General features: G+C 64.1%; 10 protein-coding genes. 8 read left to right on the top strand and 2 right to left on the bottom strand.

Annotated features, from left to right (window positions below; all coding sequences use genetic code 11):
* Window positions 1-134: 134 nt before the first annotated feature.
* The 4 genes from ACVIN2_RS25495 to ACVIN2_RS25480 all read left to right on the top strand — a co-directional run bounded on the left by ACVIN2_RS25495 (window position 135) and on the right by ACVIN2_RS25480 (window position 5,018).
* Window positions 135-935 (top strand): class I SAM-dependent methyltransferase, encoded by an 801-nt coding sequence (locus tag ACVIN2_RS25495; RefSeq protein ID WP_456767670.1) that lies wholly within the window; start codon window positions 135-137, stop codon window positions 933-935.
* 291 nt (window positions 936-1,226) lie between these two features.
* On the top strand, window positions 1,227-3,593 hold the full coding sequence (locus ACVIN2_RS25490; protein ID WP_456767669.1) for an exopolysaccharide transport family protein: 2,367 nt from the start codon (window positions 1,227-1,229) through the stop codon (window positions 3,591-3,593).
* Window positions 3,586-4,392 carry a WecB/TagA/CpsF family glycosyltransferase gene (locus ACVIN2_RS25485; RefSeq protein ID WP_456767668.1) on the top strand — a complete coding sequence of 269 codons (807 nt, stop codon included), beginning with the start codon at window positions 3,586-3,588 and terminating at the stop codon, window positions 4,390-4,392. The genes ACVIN2_RS25490 and ACVIN2_RS25485 overlap by 8 nt, the downstream gene beginning before the upstream one ends.
* Before the next feature lie 284 nt (window positions 4,393-4,676).
* The gene (locus tag ACVIN2_RS25480) at window positions 4,677-5,018 is read left to right on the top strand and encodes a hypothetical protein (RefSeq protein ID WP_456767667.1); all 342 of its coding nucleotides are present in this window, start codon (window positions 4,677-4,679) and stop codon (window positions 5,016-5,018) included.
* Here the strand turns inward: ACVIN2_RS25480 and ACVIN2_RS25475 are convergent.
* Window positions 4,992-9,107: a sensor domain-containing phosphodiesterase gene (locus ACVIN2_RS25475; protein WP_456767666.1), complete on the bottom strand. Its 4,116-nt coding sequence runs from the start codon at window positions 9,105-9,107 to the stop codon at window positions 4,992-4,994. The genes ACVIN2_RS25480 and ACVIN2_RS25475 overlap by 27 nt on opposite strands.
* 46 nt (window positions 9,108-9,153) lie before the next feature.
* Between ACVIN2_RS25475 and ACVIN2_RS25470 the strand changes: the two genes are divergently transcribed.
* From ACVIN2_RS25470 to ACVIN2_RS25455, 4 genes are all read left to right on the top strand, one after another.
* Window positions 9,154-9,330, top strand: coding sequence for a hypothetical protein (locus ACVIN2_RS25470; RefSeq protein ID WP_456767665.1), 177 nt, complete (start codon window positions 9,154-9,156; stop codon window positions 9,328-9,330).
* Between the two features lie 74 nt (window positions 9,331-9,404).
* Entirely contained in the window at window positions 9,405-10,457 is a 1,053-nt protein-coding gene (locus tag ACVIN2_RS25465) for an Ldh family oxidoreductase (protein WP_456767664.1), read from the top strand.
* Window positions 10,458-10,508: 51 nt separating this feature from the next.
* Window positions 10,509-11,876, top strand: a complete 1,368-nt coding sequence (locus ACVIN2_RS25460) for an LLM class flavin-dependent oxidoreductase (RefSeq protein ID WP_456767663.1) — start codon at window positions 10,509-10,511, stop codon at window positions 11,874-11,876.
* 15 nt (window positions 11,877-11,891) lie between these two features.
* Window positions 11,892-12,677 carry a fumarylacetoacetate hydrolase family protein gene (locus ACVIN2_RS25455; protein ID WP_456767662.1) on the top strand — a complete coding sequence of 262 codons (786 nt, stop codon included), beginning with the start codon at window positions 11,892-11,894 and terminating at the stop codon, window positions 12,675-12,677.
* A 127-nt stretch (window positions 12,678-12,804) separates the two neighbouring features.
* Here ACVIN2_RS25455 and ACVIN2_RS25450 read toward each other — a convergent pair whose 3' ends face one another.
* Entirely contained in the window at window positions 12,805-13,260 is a 456-nt protein-coding gene (locus ACVIN2_RS25450; protein ID WP_456767661.1) for an Lrp/AsnC family transcriptional regulator, read from the bottom strand.
* Window positions 13,261-13,363: the final 103 nt, after the last annotated feature.

Genomic DNA, 13,363 nt, shown 5'->3' with positions numbered 1-13,363 from the left:
GTAGTTAACGCACATGGTCATTAACCCGATCGTAAGTACCGCGACGGGTGAAGCGGCGCGGCATCGGATTTGCTCTACGGGTAGACGAGATTTTTCCTGTAAATTTAAGTCGAACAAGCGCGGTCAGAAAAAATATGAACAAGCCAGCCACGATCGATTTCGCGACAGCCACGGCGGTCCAAATTCCCGCAGCCATCACCCACACTCAGGCGCTGCACGATCTCGTCCCCGGTGAAGCCCGCGACAGCCTGCTCGCCGTTCACCACGTGCTGCGCCGCGAACTGCCGCAGGGCCAGCTCGCCACCTATGAAGCCGGCGGCGGCTCGTGCAGCGTACTGCCACCAGAGTTGCTGAGCCGCAGCAAGGTCACCGTCGTCGACATCGACGAGGACCAGGTTCGCAACAACAGCTACGCGGACGAAGCGATCCTCGGCGACGTCCAGACCTACCGCTTCGGGCGCGGGACCTTCGATCTGGTGATCTGCTACAACGTGATCGAACATCTTCCCAATGTCGACGCCGCACTCTTGAATTTCCGCGACGCGCTCAAGCGCGGCGGGATGATCCTGATCGGCGCGCCAAATCCGCGTTCGCTGTCCGGAGTCGTCACCAAATACTCGCCGCACTGGTTCCACGTCTGGTTCTACCGGCATATTCGAGGCATCAAGGATGCCGGCTTGCCGGGCGAGCCGCCGTTCCCGACCTTCTTCCATCCCCTGGTGTCGTTGCCGGCGCTCGAAGCGTTCGCCGCCGCCAATGGCCTCGAGATGATCTACCGCCGTGAGGTCGAGAGCCCGCGCTATCCCGAGATGCGCCGGCGCAAGCCGCTGTTCGCAGCCCTGGTCGACGCCGGCGCCGCCGTGCTCAACGCCGTGCTCCCGCGCGGGACCGACGTCCGCCGCGGCGATTATCACGTCATCCTGCGGAAAAGCTGACGGCCATGGTGCGCGCGCGGCCGATGGCAAGACCAGCGAACCCTCGCGGCCACGACGCACGCGGTAACGAACCGTTAATCTCTGAAGGACCGCGCCATCGCACGCGTCACGACGACGCGTCGAAGAGTGGCATGCGCTTAAACGCTTTGTTTGCCATTTCGGTGAATAGTCCCTCAATGAGTATGGTTAATTTTCCCTGTTGCGTTGAGTGGGCACCTATATCTGAGGTGCGTGGCGTAGAGCGAAGAGTACCCCCTCAGCACGCGGCACTTGGAATGAAAGCTGGGGATCATGCTTGACTACAACCAGCCGATAGACCGAGCCAGACCGGAGGCTCCGCAGCAACGGCCTCAGGCCGGCTTCAACGTGCTGGAGCTGGTCAATCTGCTCTGGCGGCGGAAGGTCGCGATTGCCGTTGCCGCGCTGCTCGGTGCGACGCTTGCCGTCACCGTGGGCAAGAGCTTGGCGCCCCGCTACACCGCCACCGCCCAGCTCTATGTCGACCCGCGCGAGCTTCAGCTCGTCGATCGCGAGCTAACGCCTCGCGCGCAGGACGTCTCCGGCATGTCGATGGTGGTCGAGAGCCAGGCGCGCCTGATCACCTCCAACAGCGTGCTGCTCCAGGTGATCCAGCAGGCTGATCTGGACAAGGACCCCGAATTCGGCGGGGCAGATGGCAAAGGCGTGATGTCGTCGCTGCTCGGCCTGATCGGCCTTCAGCCCCACGCGCCCTCCGCCACGGAGAAAAAGGAGGTGCAGCTCGCCGCCCTCGAGGCGCTGAACCGGCACATCACGATCCGCAAGACCGAAAAGAGCTTCATTGTCGACATCGAGGTCTGGTCGACCGATCCGGCGAAAGCGGCGATGCTCGCCAACACGCTGACCAGCGCCTACCTCGCGGAATCCCGCAACTCGCAGGCGTCCGCCGCGCGGCGCGCCACCAACGATCTCTCCGGCCGCCTGAAGGAGCTGCGCGAGCGGCTGCGCAACGCCGAGACCGTGCTTGCGACCTACAAGGCCCAGAACAATTTTGTCGGCACCCAGGATGCGCTGATCAGCGACCAGCAGCTTTCCGCCAGCAACCAGCGGCTTTCCGCCGCCCGCGCTGCGACGATGGACGCGCAGGCGCGCCTCGACCAGATCGAGGCGAGCCGACGCACCACGGCAGATGCAGGCGCAAACTCCGAGGCACTGCAATCGCCGACCATCGCGAACCTGCGCGCGCAATATGCCGATGCGCGCAAGAAATATGCGGAGCAAGCCGGCGAGCTCGGCCCGCGTCATCCGGCGCTGCGCCAGACCGAGAAGCAGGTCGAAGATCTCAAGCGCACCATCAACGAAGAGATCGACCGCTTCGCCCAGTCCGCCAAGAACGATCTGACACGCGCCCGCGACTTCGAAGCCTCGCTCAGCCGGGCGCTGGAGGCGCAGAAGCGGCAAAGCGTCCAGCTCAGCCAGGCCGCCGTGCGCCTGCGCGAGCTCGAGCGGGAGGCCGATGCCAGCCGTGACGTCTATCAATCCTTCCTCAAGCGCTCGCGCGAGACCGAGGAGCAGGAGACGCTGAACACCTCGGCGGCCCGCATCATCGGCGAAGCGACGGTGCCGCAGCGGCGCTCGTTCCCGCCGGCGATGAGCCTGTTCGCCATGATCGGTTTCATCTTCGGCGCAATCGCTGCATCAAGCTGGTTCGTCGCGGCCGAACTGCTGTTCGCCGGTGCGTCCGTGCCGGCGCCGGCCCGTCCCAATCGAACTCCGTTGCCGCAAGCTCCGCGAGCTCCAGAGCCTTCGCGGGCGCCGGAGGCTGCCCGGCCCCAGCCGGTCTCGCGAGCCCCGGAAGCCGCGGAGGCACTGCCGGAACTCGTCGCCCCGCCGCTGCAACCTTCGATGGTCGAGAAGCCCCTGATCGAAAAGCCGCTGATCGCGCGCCTACAGGAGGCCGACGTCATCCACACGCTCGGTGCCATTCTCGCCACCGGCGGCGGCATCGACCTCACCCGGCTGGGCTGGCCGACGCTGCGCCCCGGCTTTCCACTGACGACGCTGCTCAACGCCTGGCGCGACATGCGCGCTACGGCGGCCCGGCGCGCCGGCGGAAAGACAATGCCTGTTATCGCGCTCGTCGGTGCCAGCGAGACCACCGGGCGCAGCGTGACGGCGCTGAATTTCGCGCTCGCGGCCGCGCGCGACGGCGCCCGGGTGCTGATGATCGATGCCGACCATCAGGCGCACTCGCTCTCGAACAAGGTCAACCGTCCCGGCAAGAGCGAGCCGAGCAAGGTCGGATGGCTTTCGATCGGCAGCAAGGCCGCACGCGAGATCAAGACACTCAACGGCATCTCGGTATTGCCGGCCGTCGAAGGCGACGCAACCAAGGCCGCTGACGCCATCCGCAAGGCGATCGCGCAGGCGCGCTCCGCCGGCGGCTATGACCTCGTGATCCTCGACGGCCCCGCGGCGCCACTCACGGCCAGCAGCCGTAAGCTGCTCGATGATGCCGACGCCCTGGTGGCGGTGCTGCCGACCAGCCTCGACATCAACGACGGCCTGGAAGAGATATTGAGCACGCTCGGCCGCGCCGAGCGCAAGCTCGTCGGCGTCGTGCTCGACGAACTCACCCCTATGGCCCAAGCTCGCCAACGAGGCAGACAATATGCTTGAGCGCCGCATCAATCTCGATGGCCGGGCCGCAACCGCCGACGTGCCGCGGATCACCATCGGCGGCCTTCGCATGGCCGCGCTCGACCTGGAAGCGACCGCAGATTTCATGATCGAGGCGACCGATCCGCGCCATCGCATCGGCCGTCCGCTGCACCTGACCTCGGCCAATGGCGAGGTGCTGGCGCGGTGCTCGACCGAACCGGAGACCGAGCGCCTGTTCCGCGGCGCCGACCTCATCAACGCCGATGGCCAGCCGCTGGTGGCCGCGTCCAGGCTGCAATCCTGGTTTCCGCTGCCCGAGCGCGTCGCCACGACGGATCTGTTTCACGTCGTCGCGCGCAAGGCCGAAGCGGTCGGCCGCACCTTTTACATGTTCGGCGCGAGCGAGGACGAGAACGCCGCGGCGGTCGCGAACGTCCGGAAGATGTATCCAAACCTCAAGATCGTCGGCTACAGCCACGGGTATCTCCGTGGCGATGCACTGCGCGCGAAGGTCGACGAGATCAACGCGCTGGCGCCGGATTATCTCTGGGTTGCGCTGGGCGTGCCAAACGAGCAGGCCTTCGTCGAGGAATTCACGCCGCATCTCACCAATGTCGGCGTCATCAAGACATCCGGCGGCCTGTTCAACTTCTTGTCGGGAAGCCGCGCCCGCGCGCCGCGATGGATGCAGAAAATCGGCCTGGAATGGGCCTGGCGCACCTTGCTCGAGCCGCGCCGCCTGTTCTGGCGTTATTTGACCACCAACCCTCGCGCGATCTATCTGCTGTTCAGCCGCAATCGGCCCCTTAATCGCTGAGTTGACAACGACATGACCGCCGCCGGTTATCAGCCCGGCCTGCGCTATTTCAGCGCCAGCGGCGCCGGTATTGCGCCTTGCGGGCCGGGCTCATAAGCGGCTAAAGAGACTGTCACAGTCGGCGTCGGCAACTTTCCCGGCCGCCGCATGCTTTTGTATGGCCGTCGACACAAGCGGCACAATCGGCTCAGCCAATAGTGCGAGCCAGCTTTTCACAGCGAAGGCCACGATCGAGTCCGCGCATCGGCCTGCTTTCAGGCGCGACCCAAGGGAGCACGGAACGAATGCATCAGGCCGCAAGCCTGCAATTCGAGCGCATGATGGACGAGCTCGTCCTCTGGCATGCCGTGCCGGAGCACGAACGATCGCCGGCGCCGGCCTGGTGGTGGGGTCCGGCGATGGCGGTGCTCGACACGCACGAGCCGATGCGACAGGTGTGGTGTCGGGAGCTCGGCCTTGGCGACGGCTCGAGCTTTGCCGAAGGCGCGCATGTCCTTATCACGCTCTTCGCCGGACAAACCTCACTTCCGTGGCCGGATGATTTTCCACGCAAGGCGGAGATCAGGGACGAGGACGCCCGCGAGCTTCAGCCGCAGCCATCAGACGACAGCGCTTTTCAACCGTAGCGCCGCGGCCGCGGTGGCGGCATGGTCCAGCTCCGGCTGGAGCGGCGGCGTGCCGGGCAGCTCCATCGGCCGCAGCAGCTCGGCCATCTGCCGCGCCGGCACCGGCTTGGAGATCAGGAAGCCCTGCATCTCGTCGCAGCCATGAGCGCGCAGGAACGCCTCCTGTTCAGCGTTCTCGACGCCTTCCGCCACCACGGTCATGCCGAGCGCCTTGCCCATGCTGATGATCGCCTGCGCGATCGCCTGGTCTTCTAAATCCTGCGGCAAATCGCGCACGAAGGAGCGGTCGATCTTGATGGTGTCGATCGGAAAATGCTTCATCAGCGACATCGACGAATAGCCGGTGCCGAAATCGTCGATGGCCAGGCGAATGCCGCGGCTCTGAATGGCGTCGAGCACCTTGAGCGCACGTCCGACATTGCGCATCATCATGCTCTCGGTGACTTCGAGCTGGAGCAGAACCGGCGACATGCCGCTGGCGGCCAGCGCCTCGTCGACGTCCTGCAACAGATGCTCGTCGACGAACTGCCGCGGTGACAGGTTGACCGCCATCGACACCGGCAACAGGCCGCGGCGCTGCCAGGCCATGGCCTGCGCGCAGGCCTCCTTTACCACCCAGCGGCCGATCGGCACGATCAATCCGGTCTCTTCCGCAAGCGGAATGAACTGCGCCGGCGAGATGCTGCCGAGATCCGGGTGCATCCAGCGCAGCAGGGCTTCCACGCCCGTGATCTGGCCGGTCACCATGTCCACCTTGGGCTGGTAGTTCAAAGTGAACTGATGCCGCTCCAGCGCGCGGCGCAGCGCACTCTCCAACGACAGCCGCTCGATCGACTGCGTCTTCACTTCCTTGGAGAAGAAGCGATAGCCGTTCTTGCCGTCTTCCTTGGCGAGATACATCGCCATGTCGGCGTTCTTGGTTAGCGTCTGCACGTCGGAGCCGTTGGCCGGATACATCGCGATGCCGATCGAGGCAGTGGTGTGGCACTCGTGCCCCGCTAGCTCCATGGGCTCCGCAAGCGCCGTCAACAGCCCGGTCGCGATGCGCTGGACGTCGTCGATCTCGCCGCATTGATCGAGGATCACCACGAACTCGTCGCCGCCGAGCCGCGCCACCACGTCGGTTGCGCGCAGCGCACCACGCAGCCGGTTGGCCACTTCGAGCAGGAGCAGATCGCCGGCTTCGTGGCCCAGCGAATCGTTTATGACTTTGAAACGGTCGAGGTCGATGAACAGCACCGCAAAGCGACGATCGTGGCGCTGCGCCTCGTCGATCGCCTCATGCAGCAACCCGTTGAAGGTCTCGCGGTTCGGCAGGTCGGTCAGGCTGTCGTGCGAAGCGAGGTATTCGATTCGCTCGTCGGCCTGGTTTTTCTCGTCGGCCCGGTCGAAATTCTCCATCGCGAAGGAGACGTTGTCGGCGAGGCGCTGCAACAGCTCGACGAACTCGGCCGTGAAGGTGCCGGGCTCGGTCGACATGTAGATCATGACGCCGACGGCCCGATCGTGTGCGACGAGGGGAAAAGCCGCGCCCGACCGCGCGCCGTCGTTGCGGACAATGGAATGAAAGGCGCGAACGCGATCGTCGTTGAGATAGTCGTTGCTGATGCAGGGCTGGCGGGTGCGGAACGCCGTGCCGCTCATTCCGCGCCCCTCGGGGCGCTCGGGGTCGATTGACAGGCGGACATTGCGCGTGGTGTCAGACGATGGTCCGGCGCTCGACACGATCTCCAGCTGATCGCTATCGACCCTCGCCAGCGCAATGGTGGTCGAGGTGAACTTGGCGCCGTTCGATGCGGCGAGACAGACGAGGTCGAACAGTTCGGCGCGCGACTTCGCCCGCATGATCGCCTCGTTGGTCGCGCTCAGCGCCGCGAACATGCGAGCCAAACGCTCCGTCCGCGCCTCGTTGCGGGACTTTTCCTCGGCGCGATCGAAATTATCGAGTGCAAATGACACGTTCTCGGCGAGGCGCCCGAGCAACTCGACCATATCGGGTGTGAACGTATTCTCTTCCGGCGCGAGGAAAAGCAGAATGCCGATCGGCTCCTGGCCGGCGCGCAGCAGCGGGAAGCTGGCAGCTGCTCGCGTTCCATCTTCGATCGCCTTAGAGTGCCAATGCGCCGCTCGGGGGTCGTGGAGATAGTCGTTGATCACGCTGGGCCCGCGGGTCCGCAGCGACATCCCTATGATTCCGCGACCCTCAGGATGGTCGGCGGAAACAAAACAGGTGCGTCCCACCATCCGCTCCTGGAGGCGCCCCTTCACGGCAACCACGCGAACGAGTTCACGCCGGTCGTCCATAATGCCGATTGTCGCCGAGGCGAATACGCCGCCGAGCACGGCTGCCTGGCAAGCCCCTTCGAACAGCTCCTCGCGCGTCTTGGCGCGCATGATTGCCTCGTTCGTCGCGCTCAGCGCCTCGAACATGCCGCTCAACCTGTCACGCTGCCTGTCGGCCTTCGCCTTCTCGTCGGCACGGTCGAAGTTCTCCAACGCGAAGGCGACATTGGCCTGGAGCTTGCGCAACAGCTCGACGAATTCGTCCGTGAAAGTGCCGCACTCGGGCGAATTGAACAGGAATACGCCTTCGACGCTGTCGCCGTTGAACAGCGGCATCGCGGTTGAGGACCTAATGCCATTGCGATGCGCGCTGGCGTGCCAAGGCTTGAGGCGGGCGTCTGCCAGGACGTCGTTGCTGATACAGGGCCGCCGCGTCCGGAACGCGGTGCCGGTCAGCCCGCGTCCTTCCGGCTCCTTGTCGCTGACGGACAGTCTGAAGGATCGCACTTCCTCGGCATTCGGTCCGAAGGACGCGACAACACGAAGCAGTCCCGCATCGCGGTCAAGCAATGCAATGGAGGTCGAGGCGAACTTGGCGCCGTGCACCGTGGCTTCGCAAACCAGATCCAACAGTTCGCTGCGCGACCTTGCCCGCAGAATGGCTTCGTTGGTCGCGCTTAGCGCCGCGTACATGCGCGCCAGCCGATCCTCCTCCAAGGCGATCTGGGCCTTCTCCTTGTCGCGGTCGAAGTTCTCGAGCGCAAAGCACACGTTTTCGGTCATGCGCAGCAACAATGCGACGATGCCTTCGTCTTTCGCCCAGGCTTTGCTCACGAAGAAAAACAGCACGCCGATGCTGGTGCCACGCTTGATCAAGGGAGCAGCCACGCAGGCGACGGCGCCGGCATTGACGTTGGCCTGCTCCCAGGTGGTCCCCTTGGTACGATTGACGAGGTCGTCCTCGACGATCGCTTGCTGGGTCCGGAACACCTCGCCGGAGATGCCCTTGCCGTAGGGACTCTCCGGATCAATCGAGTAGCGCGACTGTCTGATCAGATCCAGATTATGTCCGGTCGCTGCCACCGGCGTCAGCCATTCGGAATCCGGCTCGTGCAGCAGAACGAAAGTGGCAAGCGATTTGCCGCTATAAACAGCGGCGTCGCAGACCCGCTGGTACAAGTCCAGCTCAGTGCTGGCTTGCAGAATTGCTTCGTTCGTCGCACTGAGCGCGCCGAACATGCGGTTGAGCCGCCGCACTGCCCGCTCGCCATCCAGGCGGGCTCCCTCGGTCGCGAAGCTCTCCAGCGCGTGAGAGATATTGGCCGACATCCGCTCGAACAACGAGACCATCGCCTCGTCGAGCGAGCCGGCGCCCGACCGCGTAACATACAACACCCCAATACTGCGTCCCATGCAGATCAGGGGTAGCGCCGCGGCCGCGCCGACACCCGCCGCCACCGCGCCGTTGCGCCATGCCAGCGAACGCGGATCGTTCAGGAAATCGTTGCTGATGCAGAGCTTCTGGCTGCGGAACGCCTCGCCGCCCACGCCCAGGCCTTCCGGCGTGCCAGCCTGCGTGGTGATCTCGATCGCGCTCAGCCGCGCTACGTCATCGCCGCGACCAGCGGCAAAGCGAAGCTTATGGCCATCCGGCTCCACAAGGAACACGGCCACGGCCATGAAGTCTCCACTCGCAAACCCGGCGTCGCAGACCTTCTGGTACAGCTCATCCGGCGATTTCGCGTAGAGGATCGCTTCGTTGATGGCGCTCAACGCCGCAAAGGTGCGCGCGAGTGTCGTCGGCACGATCTCAGCTCCCGGGCATTTCTGCCTTTTTTTCCCGGATGACGTTATGACCGGCGATCGCCTAAGTGGTCGTTATTGCGCGCTGCAAACCGTCGATCAAAGTGAACGAGCTGCGAACGACCTGCGCCAACCTGTCGAAAATGCCACCGCGCGGGACGAATCTTCGCCCGACGGCCCTGCTCGCTGCGAATTTGCAGCCCTGTATTGGTTTACAGGAGATTGATATCGCATCTGTGCTTTGAGACGATGGCCCTCAAGAACCAGAGCCCGCCAAGGGCGAGACCTGAGGAAAACGCCATGCCGATCGTCCGGGCCGACCGCCTCACGCGCATCAGCGCCGCGCTGCTTCGTGCCGCCGGGGCTTCCGAGGAAGAGGCCGGCGCAGTCGCAAGCGGCTGCGTCAACGCCAATCTCGCCGGCCACGATTCCCACGGCGTGATCGCCATTCCCACCTATGTCGACCGGATCAAGGCCGGCCACATCGTGCCCGGCGCCAGATGGACCATCGTGCAGGAATCGCCGACGACGACCGTGATCGACGGTCAGTGGGGGTTTGGCTTCCACGTCAACGCCAAGGCGATGGCGTTGACGATCGAGAAAGCGAAGACGGCGAATGTCGCCGCCTGCACCGTGTTCCGGCAAAGCCATGTCGGCCGCCTCGCCGCCTATCCGTTGATGGCGATGCGCGAAGGCATGATCGGGATTGCAACGGCGGATTCCGGCCGTTCGCCGAAGCATGTGGCGCCGTTCGGCGGCAAGGAGGCACGGCTTGGCACCAATCCGATCTCGATTGCGGTGCCGTCCGATCTCGATGCGCCGTTCTATCTGGACATGGCGACCTCTGCGGTCGCGGCCGGCAAGATCCAGCTCGCGGTCGCCCGCGGCGAGGAGATCCCGCCGGGGTGGATCATCGATGCCGAGGGACGGCACACTACCGATCCAACCCAGTATCGCAAGGGCGGCGCGCTGCTGCCGCTCGGCGGCACCGAGGGCTACAAGGGCAGCGGCCTCGCCGCGATGGTCGAGGTCCTGTGCGGCCTGCTGACCGGCCTCGGTTTCGGCGTCGAGCCCACGGGCCGGCACAATGACGGCTGCTTCATGGCCGTGTTCAACGTCGCCGCGTTTCGCCCGTTGCGAGACTTCAAGCGCGAAGTCGCCGAGTTCGCACACTATCTCAAATCAACCCCGCCCTCCGAGGGCAGCAAGGGCGTGTTCTATCCCGGCGAGATCGAGGGCGTGCGCGAGCAGCAGCGCCTGCGCGAGGGCATCGAGATCGAGGATGCGACCTGGGAAAAGCTGCGCGCGCTGGCGCGCGAGTACAGGCTCGATACGGTCCTCGACCTAGCCTGACGGATTTCGGCCTGACGGATTTCGGCCTGACGCAATTCGGAGAACAGCAGCATGACGCGGCAGATGGTACTGGTGGGCTTCCTTCAGGCCCAGAACTGCACGAATTTGCCGAGCTCGTGGCGACATCCGGACTCGCGCGACGATTCGATGTCGGCGGACTATTATCAGGAGATCGCCAAAATCCTCGAAGCCGGCAAGTTCCACATGGCCTTCTTCGACGACCGGCTGGCGATGCCGGACCGCTACGGCAACGATCACACCCACACCGTCGAATACGGCATCCGCTGCGTGAAGATGGATCCGCTGATCGTGCTGACGACGATGGGCATGGTTACGGAGAAGCTCGGGTTGGGGGCGACCGGCTCGACGACTTATTTCGAGCCCTTCGACATCGCCCGCCGCTTCGCAACGCTCGACCTGATGTCCGGCGGACGCGCCGGGTGGAACGTCGTGACCTCGCTCAATGACGGCGAAGCACACAACATGGGGCGCGACTCTCATCCCGAACATGATTCTCGCTACGACAAGGCCGACGAATTCATGGAGATCGTGCTCGGCCATTGGGACACCTGGCAGGACGGCGCGCTCATCATGGACAAAAAGAGCGGCCGCTTCGCCGATCCAGCCAAGGTGAAGCGGCTCGATCACAAGGGCCCATTCTACAAGTCGCGCGGTCCCTTCACGGTGCCGCGCTCTGACCAGGGCCATCCCGTGATCATCCAGGCCGGTGCGTCCGGCCGCGGGCAACGCTTTGCAGGACGGTGGGGCGAGGTGATCTTCACCGCTGCACGCAATCTTGCCGCCGCCAAGGAAGGCTATGCGTCCGTGCGTAACGAGGCCGCGAAAGCCGGCCGTGATCCGGAGGCGATGTTCCTCTGCAACCTGGCGACACCGGTCTGCGCCGCGACCAAGGCCGAGGCCGAAGACAAGATGGCGCTGATCAACAAGCTGCCGCTGCAGATCGACGCGCTGTCGCTGCTGGCCGAAGCGCTCAACTACGACTTCGCCTCCAAGGATCTCGACGAGCCGCTGACGACTGAAGAGCTAAAGAGCATGCAGGGCATTCTGGGCATCCGCGACGGCGTGCTCAAGAACTCCGGCAAGAGCAATCCGAGCGCGCGCGACTTCGTCACCTTCTCCGGCCGCGGTCAGGTCCAGGATGCGATGGTCGGCGGCCCCAAGGAGATCGCGGACAAGCTCGAAGAAATGTTCGTCGAGCGCGGCTGCGACGGGTTCGTCATCGCCGCGACCTATGTGCCCGGCTCCTATGCCGATTTCGTGCAGCACATTGTCCCGGAATTGCAGCGGCGCGGATTGTTCCAGAAGGAGTATCGCGGCAAGACGCTACGGGAAAATCTCGGGCTCAGGCGGCCGGCTGCCGGCGACTGGAAAGTGCAGCCGCGCGATGCCGCGGAATAACAACGGAGACACGGCATGCGCTGGCTGAAATTCACCGCCGCGGACAAGACGTCCTGGGGAATCGTCGAGGGTGACCAGGTCATCGCGATCGAGGGCGATCCCTTCGGCGAATGGCAACGCACCTCGCGCACGCATCAGCTGTCGCAGGTTAAAATCGAGCTGCCGCTGATTCCGCGCACCTTCTACTGCGTCGGCTTGAATTACCTCAAGCATCTGAAAGAGGCCGCCGACAAGCGCGGCGAGGTGCCAGCGGTGCCGGACAGACCCGAGATCGGCTATCGCGCCCAGAATGCGCTGATCGCACATGACGAGGAGGTCATGATCCCGTCCTTCGCGACGGACAAGATTCACTACGAAGGCGAGCTCGTCGTCGTCATCGGCAAGAAGGTCAAGCACCTGACCAAACAGAATGCGACGGATTGCGTGTTCGGCTACACCATCGGCAACGACGTCAGCGAGCGCAGCTGGCAGAAGGCCGACCGCAGCCTGTGGCGCTCGAAGAACGCCGACACGTTCAAGCCGATGGGCCCGTGGATCGAGACCGAAGCCGATCTCGACAAAATGCAGACGATCGTCCGGGTCAACGGCAAGGAGACCAACCGCTTCCATACCAACGACATGATCTTTGGCGTGGTGCCGTTCCTGGTCGAGCTGACCAAATACTTTACGTTATGGCCCGGCGATGTGATCTGGATGGGAACGGATGGTGCCTCGCCTGATATCACCCACGGCGATGTCGTGGAGATCGACATCACCGGCATCGGCACGCTGCGGAACAGGTTCGTGCGGGAGGAGCGGTGATCCTCATCCTGAGGAGCTTGCGAAGCAAGCGTCTCGAAGGATGAAGGCCCGGTTGTGGCCTCGCCCTTCGAGACGGCCGCTACGCGGCCTCCTCAGGGTGAGGCGACAGATTGCATAGGCCGCAAGCTCAAAACGGCAGCGCGATGCCGGTCTTGATCTCCTTCAGCACGACATTGCTTCTCACATAGCGAATGCCGGGAATGCGGAACATGAAGTCGTCGAGGAATCTGTTGTAGGCCGCCATGTCCTGCACGACGACGCGCAAATGGTAATCGGCATCGCCCGTGGTCGCAAAGCACTCCAGCACCTCACGCCGCGTGGTCACCCGCGCGACGAACTCGTCGACGAATTTTGCGTCGTGCCGTTCCAGCGAGACGTGGAGGATCGCGGACATCGCAAAGCCGGCCTGCTCGCGCGCGACGAGGGCCGCATAGCCCTGGATGGCACCGCTCTCCTCCAGCGCACGCACCCGGCGCCAGCACGCCGACGTCGACATGCCAACCGCGTGGGCGAGCTGCTGGTTGGTGGCGCGGCCGTCCTTCTGAAGAAAGGCGAGAATCCGCGCGTCCTGGTCTTCGATCATGGATGTCGCCAAAATGGATTACTCTACCGTTTTATAGATTATATCGGGTAATTCTACCACAATAGATATCTTACTCGGGAAAATAGGTAGGACCTACCAGTCG

Source organism: Bradyrhizobium sp. USDA 3650, assembly GCF_054057395.1.
The sequence above is the reverse complement of the archived record's forward strand: the minus strand, read 5'-3'. Positions and strand labels throughout refer to the sequence as shown.